General features: G+C 39.6%; 20 protein-coding genes. 16 read left to right on the top strand and 4 right to left on the bottom strand.

The genetic code is table 11. The annotated features are described in order from the left end of the window. Positions 1-16 precede the first annotated feature (16 nt). The 11 genes from sufD to MKX65_RS20160 all read left to right on the top strand — a co-directional run bounded on the left by sufD (position 17) and on the right by MKX65_RS20160 (position 11424). On the top strand, positions 17-1327 hold the full coding sequence (gene sufD, locus MKX65_RS20210; RefSeq protein ID WP_160546269.1) for a Fe-S cluster assembly protein SufD: 1311 nt from the start codon (positions 17-19) through the stop codon (positions 1325-1327). Continuing rightward, positions 1327-2556 carry a cysteine desulfurase gene (locus MKX65_RS20205; RefSeq protein ID WP_160546268.1) on the top strand — a complete coding sequence of 410 codons (1230 nt, stop codon included), beginning with the start codon at positions 1327-1329 and terminating at the stop codon, positions 2554-2556. Before sufD ends, MKX65_RS20205 begins: the two co-directional genes overlap by 1 nt. Then, complete coding sequence (gene sufU, locus MKX65_RS20200; RefSeq protein ID WP_340905290.1) at positions 2546-2983, top strand: Fe-S cluster assembly sulfur transfer protein SufU; 438 nt, start codon at positions 2546-2548, stop codon at positions 2981-2983. The genes MKX65_RS20205 and sufU overlap by 11 nt, the downstream gene beginning before the upstream one ends. Before the next feature lie 44 nt (positions 2984-3027). Beyond that, a complete protein-coding gene (gene sufB / locus MKX65_RS20195; RefSeq protein WP_160546266.1) occupies positions 3028-4425 on the top strand; it encodes a Fe-S cluster assembly protein SufB in 1398 nt (465 codons plus the stop codon). 84 nt (positions 4426-4509) lie between these two features. Then, positions 4510-5352: a DUF72 domain-containing protein gene (locus MKX65_RS20190; RefSeq protein WP_340905287.1), complete on the top strand. Its 843-nt coding sequence runs from the start codon at positions 4510-4512 to the stop codon at positions 5350-5352. Between the two features lie 27 nt (positions 5353-5379). After that, entirely contained in the window at positions 5380-6744 is a 1365-nt protein-coding gene (locus MKX65_RS20185) for a bifunctional metallophosphatase/5'-nucleotidase (protein ID WP_340905285.1), read from the top strand. A gap of 70 nt (positions 6745-6814) precedes the next feature. Further along, positions 6815-7117 carry a YunC family protein gene (locus MKX65_RS20180; protein WP_340905284.1) on the top strand — a complete coding sequence of 101 codons (303 nt, stop codon included), beginning with the start codon at positions 6815-6817 and terminating at the stop codon, positions 7115-7117. A gap of 227 nt (positions 7118-7344) precedes the next feature. Next, positions 7345-8442 carry an HD-GYP domain-containing protein gene (locus MKX65_RS20175; RefSeq protein WP_340905282.1) on the top strand — a complete coding sequence of 366 codons (1098 nt, stop codon included), beginning with the start codon at positions 7345-7347 and terminating at the stop codon, positions 8440-8442. A 286-nt stretch (positions 8443-8728) separates the two neighbouring features. Continuing rightward, positions 8729-9469 carry a sporulation protein YunB gene (gene yunB, locus MKX65_RS20170; protein ID WP_340905281.1) on the top strand — a complete coding sequence of 247 codons (741 nt, stop codon included), beginning with the start codon at positions 8729-8731 and terminating at the stop codon, positions 9467-9469. A gap of 333 nt (positions 9470-9802) precedes the next feature. Beyond that, entirely contained in the window at positions 9803-11320 is a 1518-nt protein-coding gene (locus MKX65_RS20165) for a sodium-dependent transporter (protein WP_340905280.1), read from the top strand. After that, positions 11320-11424 carry a methionine/alanine import family NSS transporter small subunit gene (locus MKX65_RS20160; RefSeq protein WP_160546260.1) on the top strand — a complete coding sequence of 35 codons (105 nt, stop codon included), beginning with the start codon at positions 11320-11322 and terminating at the stop codon, positions 11422-11424. The genes MKX65_RS20165 and MKX65_RS20160 overlap by 1 nt, the downstream gene beginning before the upstream one ends. 57 nt (positions 11425-11481) lie before the next feature. Here MKX65_RS20160 and MKX65_RS20155 read toward each other — a convergent pair whose 3' ends face one another. Continuing rightward, positions 11482-12396, bottom strand: coding sequence for a M23 family metallopeptidase (locus MKX65_RS20155; RefSeq protein WP_340906337.1), 915 nt, complete (start codon positions 12394-12396; stop codon positions 11482-11484). Positions 12397-12671: 275 nt separating this feature from the next. Between MKX65_RS20155 and lipA the strand changes: the two genes are divergently transcribed. Then, the gene (gene lipA / locus MKX65_RS20150) at positions 12672-13589 is read left to right on the top strand and encodes a lipoyl synthase (protein WP_340905278.1); all 918 of its coding nucleotides are present in this window, start codon (positions 12672-12674) and stop codon (positions 13587-13589) included. Between the two features lie 43 nt (positions 13590-13632). Here lipA and MKX65_RS20145 read toward each other — a convergent pair whose 3' ends face one another. Next, positions 13633-14292, bottom strand: coding sequence for a YhcN/YlaJ family sporulation lipoprotein (locus tag MKX65_RS20145; RefSeq protein WP_340905276.1), 660 nt, complete (start codon positions 14290-14292; stop codon positions 13633-13635). Positions 14293-14401: 109 nt separating this feature from the next. On the opposite strand from MKX65_RS20145, the gene MKX65_RS20140 reads away from it, so the two are divergent. Continuing rightward, complete coding sequence (locus tag MKX65_RS20140) at positions 14402-14701, top strand: YutD family protein (RefSeq protein WP_066055444.1); 300 nt, start codon at positions 14402-14404, stop codon at positions 14699-14701. Between the two features lie 38 nt (positions 14702-14739). Here the strand turns inward: MKX65_RS20140 and MKX65_RS20135 are convergent, their stop codons facing one another. Further along, positions 14740-14991: a cytosolic protein gene (locus tag MKX65_RS20135; protein ID WP_340905275.1), complete on the bottom strand. Its 252-nt coding sequence runs from the start codon at positions 14989-14991 to the stop codon at positions 14740-14742. A gap of 53 nt (positions 14992-15044) precedes the next feature. Beyond that, positions 15045-15311 (bottom strand): DUF3055 domain-containing protein, encoded by a 267-nt coding sequence (locus tag MKX65_RS20130; RefSeq protein WP_160546256.1) that lies wholly within the window; start codon positions 15309-15311, stop codon positions 15045-15047. A 177-nt stretch (positions 15312-15488) separates the two neighbouring features. Between MKX65_RS20130 and MKX65_RS20125 the strand changes: the two genes are divergently transcribed. From MKX65_RS20125 to MKX65_RS20115, 3 genes are all read left to right on the top strand, one after another. Continuing rightward, a complete protein-coding gene (locus MKX65_RS20125) occupies positions 15489-16790 on the top strand; it encodes an EAL domain-containing protein (RefSeq protein ID WP_340905272.1) in 1302 nt (433 codons plus the stop codon). Between the two features lie 38 nt (positions 16791-16828). Further along, positions 16829-17266 carry a type VII toxin-antitoxin system HepT family RNase toxin gene (gene hepT, locus MKX65_RS20120; protein WP_340905271.1) on the top strand — a complete coding sequence of 146 codons (438 nt, stop codon included), beginning with the start codon at positions 16829-16831 and terminating at the stop codon, positions 17264-17266. Between the two features lie 86 nt (positions 17267-17352). Beyond that, positions 17353-18117 carry a TIGR01457 family HAD-type hydrolase gene (locus MKX65_RS20115; RefSeq protein ID WP_160546254.1) on the top strand — a complete coding sequence of 255 codons (765 nt, stop codon included), beginning with the start codon at positions 17353-17355 and terminating at the stop codon, positions 18115-18117. Positions 18118-18142: the final 25 nt, after the last annotated feature.

Below are 18142 nucleotides of genomic sequence, written 5' to 3'. Positions count from 1 at the left end.
GTTAGGGGGACCAGACATGACTACAGAAACCGTATTACCATTCGATAAGGAATATGTGACTTCTTTTTCAAAAGAGATGGGTGAACCAGCTTGGTTAACGGAACTTCGCGTAAATGCGTTAGCCTCAGCTGAAAACCTATCCCTTCCAAGACCAGATAAAACAAATATTACAAAATGGAACTTTACTCAATTCGATAAGCATATCGTTAAGAGTGAAGATTATGCTTCACTTGCTGACCTTCCTGACGAAGTAAAATCATTGATCGGTACAGAAGAAGGCGAGAAAACCTTATACATTCAACGCAATAACCGCCCCACAATTCTTTCTGTTTCAGAAGAATTGAAAAATCAAGGTGTGGTGTTTGTAGATATCTTTACAGCAGCTCGTGAGCATGGAGATCTTTTACAAAAGTACTTCATGAAAGACGGTGTAAAGGTTGATGAGCACAAGCTTACAGCTCTTCATGCGGCATTTATGAACGGTGGAGTATTCTTATATGTTCCTAAAAATGTTGAAGTTTCAACACCGGTTCAGGCTGTATTTATCCACGATGATAAAGAAGCGACGGTATTTAACCATGTTCTTGTAGTGGCTGAAGACAATAGCTCTGTCACATACGTTGAGAACTATATTTCAACTGTGGAAGAAGCTAATTCAATCTTCAATATCATTACAGAAGTAGTTACAGGGACAAACGCAACGGTTCAATACGGTGCAGTTGATACATTAGCAAAAGGTGTAACGACATACGTGAATCGTCGTGGAGTAACTGGACGTGATGCTCGTATTGAGTGGGCACTTGGTTTAATGAATGATGGCAACACTATTTCTGATAACGTAACAAACCTTGTTGGAGATGGCTCTGTTGGCGATATGAAAATGGTAACTGTTGGACGTGGCGAGCAAACACAAAACTTCACAACAAGTGTTGTTCACTGGGGTAAACACACGGATGGCCAAATCCTTAAGCATGGTGTAACGAAAGACAGTGCCACTTCTATCTTTAACGGAATTGGAAAAATCGAGTATGGTGCAACCAAGTCAAATGCGGAGCAAGAATCACGCGTATTGATGTTGAGTGAAAAAGCACGTGGAGATGCTAACCCAATTCTTCTTATTGATGAAGATGATGTAACGGCAGGACACGCAGCTTCAGTAGGACGTGTGGATCCACTTCAGCTTTACTACCTAATGAGCCGTGGAATTCCTAAAACAGAAGCAGAACGCCTTGTCATTCATGGCTTCTTAGCTCCTGTTGTTAATGAGCTTCCAATCGAAGGCGTGAAAAAGCAATTAGTGGAAGTTATCGAAAGGAAAGTAAGATAATGAATATCCAAGATATTCGCAGTCACTTTCCGATTCTTCATCAAGAAGTGAACGGCAAACCATTAGTGTATCTTGATAGCGCCGCAACTTCTCAAAAGCCCGTTTCGGTTATCGAAACGCTTGAAAAGTATTATAAAGAATACAATTCAAATGTGCACCGAGGTGTTCATACACTTGGTACAAAAGCAACCGATGCTTACGAAGGGGCACGTGAAAAGGTTAGAAGGTTTATTAATGCAAAATCTACCGAAGAAATTATCTTCACTCGTGGAGCGACTACCGCATTAAACATGGTCGCCCACAGCTATGGTTTAGATAATCTTCGTGAGGGTGATGAAATTGTGATCACCTTTATGGAGCATCATGCGAATATTATTCCTTGGCAGCAAGTAGCTAAGAAAACCGGTGCAACACTTAAATACATTCCCCTTCAAGAGGATGGAACCATTAGTCTAGAAGATGTAAGAGCAACCGTTACCTCTAATACAAAAATTGTGTCCGTGATGAAGGTTTCAAATGTTTTAGGTGTTATGAACCCGATTAAAGAAATTGCCAAGATCGCTCATGAAAATGGTGCAATTATGGTGGTGGATGGTGCTCAAGCTGCTCCCCATATGAAGATTGATGTACAAGATCTAGACTGTGACTTCCTTGCTTTTTCAGGCCATAAAATGTGTGGACCAACTGGAATTGGAGTTCTTTATGGAAAGAAGCAGCATCTAGAAAAAATGGAGCCAGTTGAGACAGGTGGAGAAATGATCGACTTTGTAGATTTATACGAATCTACATGGAAAGAGCTTCCTTGGAAGTTTGAAGCAGGTACTCCAATTATAGCGGGAGCTGTTGGACTTGGGGCTGCGATTGATTTCCTAGAGCAAATTGGTTTAGAAAATATAGAAGCACACGAGCATAAGTTAGCTGCTTATGCGATGGATAAGTTATCACAAATTGAAGGAATGACGATATACGGCCCGAAAGACCCAGGTCTTCGTGCTGGAGTTGTTACTTTCAATATTGAAGATGTTCATCCGCATGATGTGGCAACCGTGCTTGATGCAGAAGGGATAGCTGTTCGTGCTGGGCATCATTGTGCACAACCGCTTATGAAATGGCTAAAAGCTTCTGCAACGGCTCGTGCCAGCTTTTACCTGTATAACACCGAAGAAGAGATTGATAAGCTTGTGGAAGGGCTTATCAAAACAAAGGAGTATTTTAGCGATGTCTTCTAATCATTTAGATACCCTCTATAGACAGGTAATTATGGATCATTACAAAAACCCTCGTAATAAAGGGATTTTAGAAAACGATAGCCTAACCATCAACATGAATAATCCTACATGTGGAGACCGGATTCAGCTTACACTTAAGCTCGAGGAAGGTGTCGTAAGGGACGCGAAATTTGAAGGAGAAGGCTGCTCCATCTCTATGTCATCTGCTTCCATGATGACGCAAGCCATCAAAGGAAAAAAACTTGACGAAGCATTACAGTTATCGGAAGTGTTTTCCCAAATGATGCAAGGCAAGGAATACGATGATAGCCTAGACTTAGGTGATATAGAAGCGTTACAAGGCGTTTCCAAGTTTCCAGCGCGAATTAAGTGTGCGACACTAGCATGGAAAGCAATGGAAAAGGGCATTAAAGAAGAACAACAATAAGGGGTAGCATAAACGCATGCTCCTACGAATGGAGGAACACGACAATGGCTAAAAAAGCGCCTGAAATCGGTGATTACAAATATGGCTTTGCCGATAAAGATGTGTCTATCTTCCGCTCGAAGCGTGGATTAACACGTGAAATCGTGGAAGAAATCTCAAAAATGAAGCAAGAGCCACAATGGATGCTTGATTTCCGTTTGAAATCACTAGAGCATTTTTACAATATGCCAATGCCACAATGGGGTGGAGATTTAGCGGCATTAAACTTTGATGAAATTACGTACTACGTAAAACCATCTGAAAAGACAGAACGTTCTTGGGATGAAGTTCCTGAAGAAATTAAACAAACATTTGATAAGCTAGGTATTCCAGAAGCTGAACAAAAGTACTTAGCAGGTGTATCTGCTCAGTACGAGTCAGAGGTTGTATACCACAACATGCAGGAAGATCTAGAAAATCTAGGAATTGTGTTTAAGGACACAGATTCTGCTCTACGTGAAAATGAAGACATCTTCCGTGAGCACTGGGCAAAAGTGATTCCTCCAACGGATAACAAATTTGCTGCATTAAACTCGGCTGTATGGTCAGGTGGATCATTCATCTATGTACCAAAAGGTATAAAGGTAGAAACTCCACTTCAAGCCTATTTCCGTATCAACTCTGAAAACATGGGGCAGTTCGAGCGTACGCTGATCATTGTTGATGAAGGCGCACACGTACACTATGTAGAAGGTTGTACAGCACCTGTTTATACAACAAACTCCCTTCATAGTGCGGTTGTTGAAATTATTATCAAGAAAGACGCTTACTGCCGTTATACAACAATTCAGAACTGGGCAAATAACGTGTTTAATCTAGTTACAAAGCGTGCGGTTTGTGAAGCAAACGCAACAATGGAATGGATTGACGGAAACATCGGTTCTAAGTTGACGATGAAATACCCAGCAGTAATCCTGAAGGGTGAAGGTGCTCGTGGAATGACATTATCTATTGCACTTGCTGGTAAAGGTCAACACCAAGACGCTGGAGCGAAGATGATTCACTTAGCTCCTAACACGTCTTCTACCATCGTTTCGAAGTCGATTTCGAAGCAAGGTGGAAAAGTAACGTACCGTGGAATCGTTCATTTTGGACGTAAAGCGGACGGAGCACGTGCGAATATTGAGTGTGACACACTAATCATGGATAACCAGTCTACTTCAGATACGATTCCTTACAACGAAATCTTAAACGACAACATCTCTTTAGAGCATGAAGCGAAGGTTTCAAAGGTTTCTGAGGAGCAATTGTTCTATCTAATGAGCCGTGGTATTTCAGAAGAAGAAGCAACAGAAATGATCGTAATGGGCTTTATTGAACCATTTACGAAAGAACTTCCGATGGAATACGCAGTTGAAATGAACCGTCTAATCAAGTTCGAAATGGAAGGTTCAATCGGTTAAGAAATAAAGGAAACGTTCACCTTAGAAGGTGAGCGTTTTTTCATACATATGATATGATGATGACACATACTTGGAGGGGTGGAATTGATCTATATTGGAGTGACTGGTTGGGGCGACCAGGATCGATTATACGGTCCACATACCTCACCTAGAAATAAGTTAAAAGAGTATGCCGGCTTTTTTCCAACTGTCGAAGTCGATTCCTCCTTTTATGCGATACAGCCTATAAAAAATGCGCAAAGATGGGTCGAGGACACCCCACCTTCCTTTCAATTTATTGTAAAAGCATATCAAGGGATGACGGGGCATTCGAGAGGAGACATCCCTTTTGAAACCAGAGAGCATATGTTTCAAGCGTTTAGGGATTCTCTTACACCTTATATAGAGAGCAACAAATTAGCTATGGTCTTGTTTCAGTTTCCGCCCTGGTTTGATTGTAAAAGGGAACATGTGGAATACTTGCGTTGGTGCAAGAAACAGATGGGTGATATCCCGTGCGCTCTCGAATTTCGTCATCAATCGTGGTTCCGTTCTTCCTTTTATGATCGTACGATTCAATTTATGAACAAAGAAGAATGGATACATAGCATTTGCGATGAACCGCAATCAGGAGAGGGCTCTGTCCCTATTGTACTTGAATCATTGGGAAAAAAGAGTGTGTTGATTCGTTTTCATGGAAGAAACGTACATGGATGGCAAAAACGTACAGAAAATTGGCGGGAAGTCAGATACTTGTATCGATATAATCAGAAGGAATTGCGACAATGGGTAGAGCATATAAAAAAGCTAGAAAAAGAAACGGAACATCTATATATTGTATTTAATAATAATTCTGGTGGAGATGCCGCAGATAACGCACTTGATTTGATTGATCTTCTTGGAATCGAGTATGAAAACTTAGCTCCTCGCCAGCTTGATTTGTTTTAGCATTTTGGTGATGAGGGGAGAAACAGTATGACCTTAGAAGATATTCATATTTATCACACAAATGACCTACATAGTCATTTTGAGCACTGGACCAGAATCAGCTCGTTCTTACAGAGAAGGAAATACCTTCATCAAAGTGCAAATGAAGAAGTTCTTCTTTTTGACATAGGTGACCATATGGACCGTTGGCATCCTCTGACAGATGCTACACGAGGAAAACGGAACACCGAGTTATTAAATGAAGTGGGATACACGGCGGTAACGATTGGAAATAACGAAGGAATTACTCTCTCCTTCGAAGACTTAGACACTCTCTATCAAAGAAGAAGATTTGATGTGGTTGTAGCAAATTTCTTTACGGCTAATGGCACACGTCCTCAGTGGGTAAAACCATACCAAATATATGAGTTGAAAAATAAAGCACGTGTGGCTGTTATCGGTTTGACCGCCTATTTCTCACATTTTTATAAACAGCTTGGCTGGACATTATCCGAGCCATTGGAAGAATTGAAGCACCAGTTAGCAGAAATAAAAGAAAAAGCAGACATGATCATTCTGCTCTCTCACCTAGGCATACATGATGATGAAGCCATTGCTGAACAATTTCCGGAAATAGATGTGATTTTAGGGGCGCACACTCATCATGTGTTTCATGAAGGAAAAGAAATAAATGGGGTCATTCTTGGGGCAGCAGGAAAGTATGGGATGTTTGTTGGCCATATCACACTGACGATTGATAGTGAAACACTTCACGTGAGGAAAAAGCGAGCCATAGCGTATGATTCCAATCAACTACCATATGTTGAAGGTGAAAAGGAAGAGGAGAATCAGCTGTATGAGGAAGGAAAGGCATTGCTACTTACCGAGGTTGCTAGAATAGGAGAACCTTATCGCTCAAGGGAGGTGCTAGCTCGCCTTCTTTGTGAAACTCTTCGCAGCTGGTGTAACGTAGATAGTGCCTTCTTAAACGAAGGGTTAATACTAAGGGATTTACCGAATGAAACAGTTACGGAATATGATTTATTATCGATTTGTCCGCATCCCATAAATCCTACGGTGGTTGACCTCTCAGGAGCTGAATATCAAGAAGTTATCAGGCTGGCATTAGAAGAGAAGTGGAGAAATATGATGATCAAGGGGCTAGGCTTTCGTGGCACGTTCATGGGGCAAATGATCTTTGAGGGTGTTGAGGTGAAGCATGGGAAAAATGGACTCTCTTTCTATATTAATGGTAAGCAAATTGAAAGAGAAGCACGCTATAAAGTAGCGATACCAGACATGTTTACTTTTGGACAGTTGTTTCCTGAAATTAGAAGAGCGGAGTATAAAGTATACTTCTTCCCAGAGTTTATGCGTGATTTATTACGCTGGAAGCTCCAAAACTTGCAATAGCTAGGCAAATGAAACTCACATTTTTCTTCCTACTACATAAGTTGATAAGGAAGAAAGGAGAGTGTAGCAAGTGATTGAGCTTTCACCAATTGAAATCAATGGTCACACTTTTTTAAGTGTATCAGTAAAACTCCCAAAAACAAATTTGCTCGTCGTGAGTAATGATAAAGGATACATCATGTGTGGTGCTCTTGATGTGGCACTTCTCAATGAAAAGCTAAAGGATAGAAAAGTCATTGCCGGTAGAGCCGTTGGTGTTAAAACCATTGAGCAACTTTTAGAGGCACCTTTAGAATCCGTTACGTATGAAGCAGAAAATTTAGGGATTACAAAGGGTATGCTTGGAAAAGATGCGATGTTAAAAATGATTTAAAAAGGTGCTGAATAGGCGCCTTTTTTATTTTCACTAGGAATAGTGGGAATAGGAAAGGGTTTGTTCTTATTTGTAAGCAAATAAAGTCATTTGGCCTATTTATTTTTTCAATTAGGTACTAAAGTATGTTGAAATTAAGTCGATAATAGAGTTATCTTAGAAGATAAAGTAGGATTTTGTCAGAACTTGTTGAATAATCTCAGTCAGACGAATACAGGAGAACTATAATGAGACTAGTAGCTACCGCTAATGTAGAATCTGGAACAATACTAGGAAAAACGGTTAGAAATGATAAGGGACAGATTTTACTAAGCGAGGGAGTAGAGTTAAACGAAAAAATGCTTAGGCGATTACTTTTGCTTGGCATTACTTACATATATATAAAAGATTCTGTAACAGAAGGGATTGAGTATATCGAGGTTCTGCCGGATTCGGTTCGAAGAAAGGCTGTACAAACGATTGAAACGACCTTCCAAGAGCTTCAGAATGATAGTAAATTTGATACGTCATTTGTTATTGAAAAAGCGTCCAAAAGATTTAAAGATCTGATAAGACAGCTTTTATTTGAGTTGAAAAATAACGAAAATTTGCTAACCATGTTAGCTGACGTTTATACATATGATAACTATATCTTTACTCACTCCTTACATGTGACGATGTATTCTCTTGCGATCGGGATGAAATTGAAACTTACTCCAAAAGAACTTGAAATACTAGGGATGGGAGCCATACTTCACGATGTGGGGAAAATGAAAGTACCATTTGACATTCTACAGAAACCTGGTAAATTAACAGATCAAGAATACGATGAAATTAAAAGGCATCCTGAAGAAGGATTCCAAATGCTTCGTAATGTTCCAGCGATGTCACTTATTGTTGCTCATTGTGCGTATCAGCACCATGAACGGCTAAATGGGACTGGCTATCCACGCGGTATTGAAGGTGAAGATATACATCAGCTTGCGAAAATTATTGCGGTAGCTGATGTGTTTGATGCGGTCACCTCCAATCGAGTGTATCGGGATGCTATGCTGCCCCATCATGGTCTGGAAATATTATTTGCCGGCTCAGGAACTCTTTTTGATCCAAAAATAATAGAGGCATTTCGTAAGGGAGTAGCTATATACCCTGTTGGGATTACGGTCATACTTGATGATGGTCGAAAAGGCGTTGTGTCTAAACAAAACATGGGAGTCAGCGACCGACCGATTGTAAGGATTATTGAAGAAAATGGCAAAGACACGGATCCCTATGAATTAGACCTGAGTGTAAGTTTGTCCACAATGATTGTTGAATGTGACACGACCTTTCCTAAAAACGTATAACTTGTCTTAAAGATAGGCTGTTTTCGTAAAGTTTGTTGTTTTGGAAAAATCCCAGAAGCCGGATTTTTCCCCGTATAACACTGGGTTTATTGGTCTATTTTGAGAGTAGCTCTTTTCTAAGGATGATAAAATCCTGATTAGCTGTTGAAACATATAGTTTATTTCCGAAAAACTGTGTATATAGCAACAATGTTTTAGAAAAGAGCCTAAAGATAAAAAAATTCATATTTTTGCGCTAGTTCCCTCCTTTATAGCATACATATAGCTTGTAAAGGGGGGATTTGTCTTGCGTAAATTTCGCGGTCGTCTGCCGCGGAGAGGTCCATTGCCGTTCAGATATGTATTTTTACTTACCTTTGTGTTTTTCATCTTCTCAACAGCAGCTGGTCTTTGGATAATAAATGAGGGGCTAAAGCCTACACTTGTTAGCTATGCAAACTCACAAACTCGAAAAATTGCTTCACTTGTCATAAATAACGCAGTAAGTAAAAAAATAACAAACGTTATGGATATAAAATTTGAAGAAACCGGAAACGGAGATGTGGTGTTTCTAAACGCAGAACATCTAAACCGTGTAAAAGCAGAAGTAACTGAGTTGGTACAGGACAATATTAAAAAAGCTGAAAAAGGAGATCTTTCGGAGCTTGAATCCTTCACCGATATTGAGATCAATACGGATAAAAAGGAAAACGGTATTGTTTATTATGTTCCATTGGGGCAAGCTACCAACAATGCCCTATTAGGTAACTTAGGACCAAAAATACCAATAAAATTTAACTCCATTGGTTCAGTAACCTCCACCTTTAGGACAGTGAAAGAAGAAATGGGAATTAATAATACATGGGTGGAAATTCATGTTCAAGTAGAAGTAAAGGTACAGATTATCATTCCATTTGCTACGGAGATTATTACCGTTAGAGAGGATGTTCCGGTTGCGACTGGTTTAATAAAAGGAGAAGTTCCACAGTTTTATAACGGTGGCGGCGGGGATTCTGGTGCATCTATTGAGCTGCCTATAGACAACTAATCAGTGAGTGAAAAAGTCAGAGGATATCTGTTTTCTTCTGACTTTTTTTCTAAAGAAAAATAGGAAGTGAGGGATGGATGAAAGGGGAGAGGAGGAGGAATCAGTATGCAAGAATAATATTCTGAAATGTTAGTTTTTTCACATTTATCACATATTCTACTATATTAACGTGATAAAATTTATTATTATTCTGAAAATAATGTTTTGACAGATGGACAAAAAATAGCTATACTAACTTTAGATTAAATTAAATAATCAGAAAATATAAAAAGTTCCAACTATTTTCTAAAATAAGGAAATAAGGCTGGGACACAGTAGGAGGTCATTTTTACTATGGATAATCGTCCACAATGGGGGACTCGTGCAGGTTTTATCATGGCAGCAGTTGGATCAGCTGTAGGACTAGGAAACATCTGGCGTTTTCCCGCAGTAGCATATGAAAATGGAGGAGGAGCATTCTTTTTACCGTACTTATTCGCTATCTTAACTGCTGGTATTCCGCTTCTCGTTCTTGAGTTTACACTAGGTCATAAATATCGCGGATCAGCTCCGTTGACATTCGCTCGTCTGAACAAAAAAACTGAATGGCTTGGCTGGTGGCAAGTTGCGATTTCATTTGTTATCTCAACATATTATGCTGTTATTATCGCTTGGGCAATGTCATTCGCTTACTTCTCTTTCGGAGAAAAATGGGGCAAGGATCCAGGAGCTTTCCTATTCGGAGACTATTTAAAGCTTGCTGAAGCACCAGGTCAAGTTGGAAGCATCGTTCCTAGCGTTTTTATTCCATTAGTACTTGTTTGGGTAATTGCACTCGGTGTTCTTTTCAAAGGTGTTAAAAAGGGTATTGAAGCAGCGAACAAGATCTTTATTCCGGCACTTGTTATTTTATTCCTTGTAATCGTCGTTCGCGCTGTAACATTAGATGGTGCGGCTCAAGGTTTGGATGCATTCTTCAAACCGAACTGGAGCTTAATTGCAGAACCTAAGGTTTGGGTTGCTGCATACGGTCAAATCTTCTTCAGCTTATCTATTGGTTTTGCCATCATGGTTACGTATTCTAGTTATCTACCAAAGAAGACAGATTTAACAAACAATGCATTTATCACTGCTTTTGCTAACTCTGGTTTTGAATTATTAGCAGGTATTGGAGTATTTGCTGCACTTGGTTTTATGGCCCAGCAGCAAGGTGTGGGTGTTAGTGAGGTTGTTGCAGGTGGATTAGGGTTAGCTTTCGTTGTTTTCCCGCAAATCATTAGTGAATTCCCTGCATTTAATGGTTTATTAGGATCAATTTTCTTCTTATGTTTAGTATTAGCAGGTTTAACATCATTAATTTCAATCATTGAAACATATGTAGCTGGTATTCAAGACAAATTTAAAGTGTCACGTAACAAAGCGGTAGCGATTGGTGGAGGAATTTCTGCAGTTATTTCAATTTTATTTGCTACTCAAGGTGGATTATACTTCCTTGATGCTGCTGACTATTTCATCAACCAATTTGGTATTGTAGTGGCTGGATTTGCTGAGGTAGTAATAGTTGCTTGGGTACTACGTGAAATGAAGGTTCTTCAACAGCACGCTGATAGCATGTCCGATATGCTTTTAGGTGCTTGGTGGAAAATCTGCTTAGGAGTTATTACACCTGTTGTTTTAGGATATATGATGATTCAAAACTTCATCAATAACTTAAAAGAAAACTACGAAGGATATCCTACAAGCTTCCTATTATACACAGGCTGGGGAGTTGCACTAGCTGCGATTGTAGTTGGATTTGTATTCGCTGCATTCAAGTGGCAAAAAGGGTCATTAGACTTACCTTCAGCAGATAACAAGGGGGTTTCAAAATAATGTCAACAAGTGCGATTGTTATGATGGTTGTTGGTATGGTTATTCTATGGGGTGGATTAGCAGCTAGTATTGCTAATGCTTATAAAAAATCTAAAAACGCTTAATCGAGAGTAATAATAAAAGAGGACTAACGGGTTCGAACCGTTCGTCCTCTTTTTATGTTATTTCCGTCGAGCGCGTTCTTGGCGTTCCCAAAGTTTTAAATGTGGAAAAGGATCATAGCTCCATTCTGTATATCCATTATCACGATACATTCCATAATGAAGATGTGGCGGGAACTTACCTGACGTACCTGGAGGTCCATAACCAGAACTTCCGACTCCTCCAATGACCATTCCTGGTTCAACGATTTGTCCAACTTTTAAGTCCTTACTAAACCCACTTAAATGGGCAAAATAATGATAGTTATTGTTAATATCACGTATCCCAATTCGCCAGCCACCAAAACGGTTCCAGCCTTTCATCTCGACAATACCATATGAGGTTGCACGAACAGGAACTCCATAATGAGCAAAAATATCTGTCCCTTCATGCATCCGTCGTCCACCCCAGCCACGAGCGTCTCCCCATGTGTTTCGATAACTATAATCGGATCTAAGTGGTACGGGAAAGGCATGACTATCAAGATCTAGTCGACCATATTTTTTATAGATTTCGGACTTTCCAATAATAATCCCTACTGTTTTGTCCCGTTTATAATAATCCCAAAGACCAATTTTTATATTATCGTGATCCGTCCCGTAAGATAGGATGAAATTGGCAAAAGCAAAGAGAACATCTTCGTCATCTTTCAAACTTGCCTTGCCGTCTCCGTTCCCGTCTACTCCAAAACCGTTAAAGTACTTGATCGACATCGGATTCTCATCTTCAAGATTTGGGTTTAGCGGTCCAACCCATTCCTCTGGTTTGTAGTAAATGCCAGTTAGACCCTCTGCTTTCGGCAAATCTCGTCGAGACTGCCTAAGACTTCTTTCATATTGGTCAACAGCGGCCATATAGTACCAAGGAATATTGGTAGCTGCTTCCACTTCTTTATATAGCTCAAGTCGCTTTGCGTAAATGGTCTGTTGATCCATTTCAGCCTGTGCGTGTCGAACAGAAGGTAATAAAGCAATAATAACATGAAAAATAAAGATTCCTTTTAGCAGTTTCCGCACGATGATCCTCCTTCAAAAGAATTAACATGCTTTAGTTTGTCTTAAAACATTTAAAACAATATATATCAATTACTGGTAATAGTAACTCTCTTGCTTGTCGTATAATCTTCATTATGTTAAAGTGATTCAGGAGTAGTCTGAAATAGCTACATAGTGTGAAAAAAACACTTATCATATAAGGATGGTGTGGGAAGTTGAGCAAAAACCAAGAACATTTACGTAAACCCGAGTGGTTGAAAATTAAATTAAACACGAACGAAAATTATACAGGCTTGAAGAAAATGATGAGAGAAAAAAAGCTTCATACCGTATGTGAAGAAGCAAAATGCCCTAATATTCATGAATGTTGGGCTGTTAGACGTACTGCTACATTTATGATCCTAGGTGATATTTGTACTCGTGCATGCCGTTTCTGTGCGGTTAAAACGGGTCTTCCGACAGAACTTGACCTTCAAGAGCCAGAGCGTGTCGCTGATTCTGTTGTGTTAATGAATCTAAAGCATGTGGTTGTTACTGCTGTAGCTCGTGACGATTTAAAAGACGGTGGTGCAGCTGTATTTGCAGAAACCGTTCGTGCCATCCGTAGAAAGAGTCCGTTCACAAGTATTGAAGTGCTTCCGTCAGACATGGGTGGAGTAGAAGAGAATCTTCGTATGTTAATGGATGCACGTCCAGACATCCTGAATCATAATATTGAAACGGTAAAACGTTTATCAGATCGTGTGAGAGCACGAGCCAAGTATGATCGTTCACTTGAGTTCTTAAGAAGAGCGAAAGAAATGCAGCCGGATATTCCTACAAAGTCTTCTATTATGATTGGTCTTGGCGAAACGAAGGAAGACCTACTAGAAGCTATGGATGATTTACGAGCTAATAACGTGGATATTTTAACCATTGGACAGTATCTGCAGCCATCTAAAAAGCATTTGAAAGTTGAAAAATACTACCGCCCTGAAGAATTTACTGAACTAAAGGAAATTGCTCTAAGCAAAGGCTTTAGCCACTGTGAAGCGGGTCCGCTTGTTCGTTCTTCTTACCATGCAGACGAACAGGTAAATGCTGCTGCTAAGCACAAGCAATTATTAGGTGAAAAAGAAGCGAAAGAAGCATAATATAAAGAAAAGAGGCATTACGAAGTTCGTAAGCCTCTTTTTTTTATTGGTTCATTTTCGCCTTCATCTGTTGGCTTATATCATCTTTGTCCATGTCTTCATTAAGCTCTCCCTGAGCTTCACCGTTTGCATTTTCACCTGTGCTCATGCTTTTCCCTTGAGGGGAAGCTAGCATTTGCTTAATAAGTTGGTTGATTCCCGTTTCCGTATTTGCACTTTTCGGACCAAGGTTGGAAAAATTCTCTACATTTGGTCGAAGAGCTTCATTATCACTAACATACACATGGTACCATCTTGGTACAACAGACATAGCCATACGCTTTACTTGGTCAGCTGTTAAATTGCGATCACTAGAATCGGTATGGTACACTATGAGAACTTCCTCATCAGTTACTAATGTGGAGATATCGTCTACATTAGGTACATCTGTGCAATATTCTCCGATGATATCGGCCACCTTTTCACGATCAATGGCAGCATAGTGATTTTGGGACTGTGTACGAGCCATTTCGTCCTTTTTATGTCTTACATAGCCAAAATCCTCAGAACCATCCTTATCTCGAGTGTATATATCACCGGTTGGGTCATTCACGCTTAGAGCATGGCTTCGCTCGTTTTGAACATCATCACGCCCTAGATTATTTTGACAAGCAGTAAGAGTGGTCATTGCACAAATTCCAAGGATTATCATTGAGTTTTTCAAGATTTACACCCCCTCTTTTATAGAATGACCACGATAATTCTTTTTTCCTCTTAGTAATTCATGGAGAATCAGTTATAATTTAAAATAGATGAGTGAGTGAGGTGGACAAATGATCTGTATCGGGAATATATGTTACGAAGTTGTAGAAGAACGATCAAATGGATTCAATGAAGATGCCTTTAAGGCTCGTTACAGCGATATATTGACGAAGTATGATTATATCGTGGGTGATTGGGGTTACGGTCAACTCCGTCTACGAGGGTTCTTTGAGGATAGTAATCATAAAGCAACATTTGACACGAAAATCAGTACATTAACAGAATATCTGTATGAATACTGTAACTTTGGTTGCCCCTACTTTGTAGCTAAGCGTGTAAAAAATACCAATACGATAAAAAATGACGTGTAGCGGATACACGTCATTTTTCGTCCATGAATGGATCATTTTTATAAGGAGTCTGAATGCGTTGGATGTGCTCCGTCCATTTGCCTAGGAAGCCCTTCGTGGAGCGTCTTATTTTCGTAGTTGAATGCACTATAAGAACGCTGTTCCGTTGCCCCTGCAAGTTCCTGTTTGCCTTGTAAAGGCTCGTCTGCTTTATAAGGAGAGCCATATGGACCTTCAGGTGTTTGTTGAGGAGGAATATAACTTCTCCCCACCTCTACATTTGAAAAATCTGTATACTTCTCATTACTCATGGTCTTTCCCCCTCTTACATTAGTATGTGAGAGGTTTAGGAAAGAATTCAAACTTACACTAATTCCATTAAAAAGGAACGTAATTCTTCTGCATCTTCTTCAGAAAGCTGGAAAGCATACTCTAAATATCCTTCTTCTTTTAAATCATCCGGACCAATGATCGCAAAGCGACTACCTTGAATATCTAGAACGATATGTTTGCCATAATATCTATCTGATTGAATAATGGCCAAGTCAAATCGAGTGTTTTCCCCCATAAAGCTTATAAAACGTGTTTTTGTATTCACTAATTCATCGTATAAAAAGAAACGATCTCCCATCCTAGTCACCCCTATGTCTCAATGTAACGCCTACTATCATCTTAACAGAACAAACAAGCCCATACTAGATGCATGTTCTGAAGAGAATTATCGAATGGGAAAAGCATCTCGGACTTCCTAATTTATGTTACAATGGAAATAGTTTTCACCGTGAACTTCTGAGAGGAATGAGACGAAATGGCATGGACCACGAAGTCATTTAACAACTTATTACAGTGGAGAAAAGTAGTCTGGCCTTTAAGGTCCATTCGAATGTATCCTCCACAATTCGTCATAAGAGATCCGATTATTCAAGCGGTACAAAAATCCTTCAATCAAGGCCATGAAGTGGCTGTTATTGTGTTTAACATCTCTAATATGAAAGATATTTATGAGCAGTTAAGTGAGATGCAATATATAGATTTTATTAAGGAAATGAAAATGAGTTTTCAACAGGTTATTCAAGAGCAAATTGAGGATGATGATCTGCTTTTGTTGCATGATTACAACAGTGATGGAGTTACTTTATTTATTAAGGTGGATCATGAACAACACTGTATTTCTGAAATCGATCAGGTGATGAAGAAGGTCTTACGGAATACAGAAAATAGGATTTGCGACCAATTTCCATGCTTATTCATTCAATTCGAGTCTGGATATATGTTTGTTGAAAAGAAGCAATACTCCATTCAGGAAGCGATCTTAAAAGCTGGGCAGCAAGCGTTGGCGATGGCGGAAAAGCGAGTGCAGTCAGAGTTTAATGAGCTTCTTTATAGCTTGAGCAGAATTGTCGCACAAAAGAATATTTTACTTCTTGCCCAACCAATATTTGATGTAGCCACCAAGGAAATTCGTGCCTGGGAGATGCTGACAAGAGGACCAAAGGGAACGGAATATGAAAATCCATTACATCTATTTTCGGTTGCACGACAAACAGGAATGTTATATGACTTAGAGCTAATCGTTCTAGAGAAAGCACTACAACAAATTAATGATACAGGTTGTACACATGATATTTTTATTAACTTTACCCCGATTACAGTGGGAAATCAAAAGTTCATTCGTGATCTAAAGAAGCTGATGGGGAAATATAAAAATATCTCGCCGACTCAAATTACGATTGAAATTACAGAGAGAGATTCGATCGACGGTATGGAATACTTTATTTTTAATATCAACCTGCTAAGAAATTTAGGATTCCGTATTGCGGTGGACGATACGGGTGCAGGTTATGCGTCATTAAACACCATTAGTGAAATTATGCCTGATATTATTAAAATTGACCGTTCCGTCATTCAGGATATTGACAAAAACTCAGTGAAAGAATCGATGCTCAAGGGTCTTCTTCTTGTAGCCCGTGAGGCAGGATCCCTCGTAGTCGCTGAAGGAATTGAAAGTGAAGAGGAAGCCTCTGTCTTATCCAGAAATCGTGTCGATTTAGCACAAGGATACTTATTTGCTAGACCAGCTTCGTTAATTCATGGACTAGCATCTGTATAAACTGATTTTTGCTCAATTAGAAAAGGAGCTGAAGATACGTGTACTTTGTTGATAGAGAATTGATTGAGGAAAGACTAATATATTTAGAAAAGCAAATACAGCAGTTTGAAGGTACGAATGAGTGGAATACAGCACTTGAACAGGCTGCACTTGAGCGCCTTACACAAATGATGATTGAATCGATCCTTGATGTTGGCAATGCGATGATCGATGGATTTATCATGCGTGATCCGGGTAGTTATGAGGATATTATCGATATCCTTGAGGACGAGTTGGTTATTTCGTCTGATATGAGTCAAGACTTAAAAGTAATGGTCCAATACCGCAAAACACTCGTTCAGGATTATACAAGGATTGATCATGATGATGTGAAGAATACTTTTTCACGGGTCCTTCCATCGATTAAGCTTGTAGCTGATTCTGTGAGACAGTACTTAACGAACGAACTCGGTCCAGTCACCGCATTTAAAAACTAAGCGAAGCCTCTGTTGTTGAGGCTTTTTTGTGCTTTCTATCAGTTTTGTGCAGAATAAAAAAAATAAAAGATACAGGAGCGAAAAAGATGAAAAAATATAAAGGCTACCTAATTGACCTTGACGGGACAATGTATAGAGGAACTGAGTTAATTCAAGAAGCAGCAGATTTCGTAAAGCAGTTAGTGGAGCAAAACATCCCGTATTTATTTGTAACCAACAATTCATCAAGAACACCTAGTCAAGTAGCAACCAAATTACGTGATTTCGGCATTCCAACGACCGATGATCAAGTATTTACAACTAGCATGGCAACGGCAAACTATATTGCTAAGCAAAAACCTGACGCAACCGTGTATTGTATAGGAGAAGAGGGACTTCAAACCGCATTAGCTGAAAAGGGATTTCAGCAAGCTGAGACAGATGTTGACTATGTGGTATGTGGAATTGACCGTGACATTACATATGAGAAGCTTGCAACTGCTTGTTTAGCGGTTCGAGCGGGAGCGACCTTTATCTCAACGAATGCAGATATTGCGATTCCAACGGAGCGTGGATTGTTGCCGGGGAATGGATCACTTACATCGGTGATTGCTGTCTCCACAGCAACAAAACCAATTTTTATAGGAAAGCCAGAGGCCATTATTATGGAGCAAGCGCTTGAGGTTCTCGGGACAGGAAAAGAAGACACCATCATGGTAGGAGACTATTATGACACGGACATTCTCGCTGGAATGAACGCAGGACTAGACACATTATTGGTTCACACAGGCGTTACGACGAAGGAGCTTTTACAGGGGTACGAAAAGCAACCAACTTATGTCCTCGATTCATTAGATCAGTGGGAAGTATAAGGAAAGGGATGAATACTCGTATTCA

Source organism: Robertmurraya sp. FSL R5-0851 (genome assembly GCF_038002965.1).
In the GTDB taxonomy this organism is placed as follows: domain Bacteria; phylum Bacillota; class Bacilli; order Bacillales; family Cytobacillaceae; genus Robertmurraya_A; species Robertmurraya_A beringensis.
This window is presented reverse-complemented; position numbering and strand designations above follow the sequence as displayed.

Coding starts and splice junctions, on each gene's coding strand:
- sufB (WP_160546266.1), top strand. CDS start 3,028: ATGGCTAAAAAAGCGCCTGAAATCGGTGATTACAAATATGGCTTTGCC.
- MKX65_RS20160 (WP_160546260.1), top strand. CDS start 11,320: ATGTCAACAAGTGCGATTGTTATGATGGTTGTTGGTATGGTTATTCTA.
- MKX65_RS20155 (WP_340906337.1), bottom strand. CDS start 12,396: ATGGATCAACAGACCATTTACGCAAAGCGACTTGAGCTATATAAAGAA.
- sufD (WP_160546269.1), top strand. CDS start 17: ATGACTACAGAAACCGTATTACCATTCGATAAGGAATATGTGACTTCT.
- MKX65_RS20130 (WP_160546256.1), bottom strand. CDS start 15,311: ATGGGAGATCGTTTCTTTTTATACGATGAATTAGTGAATACAAAAACA.
- sufU (WP_340905290.1), top strand. CDS start 2,546: ATGTCTTCTAATCATTTAGATACCCTCTATAGACAGGTAATTATGGAT.
- MKX65_RS20135 (WP_340905275.1), bottom strand. CDS start 14,991: ATGAGTAATGAGAAGTATACAGATTTTTCAAATGTAGAGGTGGGGAGA.
- MKX65_RS20140 (WP_066055444.1), top strand. CDS start 14,402: ATGATCTGTATCGGGAATATATGTTACGAAGTTGTAGAAGAACGATCA.
- MKX65_RS20125 (WP_340905272.1), top strand. CDS start 15,489: ATGGCATGGACCACGAAGTCATTTAACAACTTATTACAGTGGAGAAAA.
- MKX65_RS20175 (WP_340905282.1), top strand. CDS start 7,345: ATGAGACTAGTAGCTACCGCTAATGTAGAATCTGGAACAATACTAGGA.
- MKX65_RS20115 (WP_160546254.1), top strand. CDS start 17,353: ATGAAAAAATATAAAGGCTACCTAATTGACCTTGACGGGACAATGTAT.
- MKX65_RS20205 (WP_160546268.1), top strand. CDS start 1,327: ATGAATATCCAAGATATTCGCAGTCACTTTCCGATTCTTCATCAAGAA.
- MKX65_RS20185 (WP_340905285.1), top strand. CDS start 5,380: ATGACCTTAGAAGATATTCATATTTATCACACAAATGACCTACATAGT.
- MKX65_RS20165 (WP_340905280.1), top strand. CDS start 9,803: ATGGATAATCGTCCACAATGGGGGACTCGTGCAGGTTTTATCATGGCA.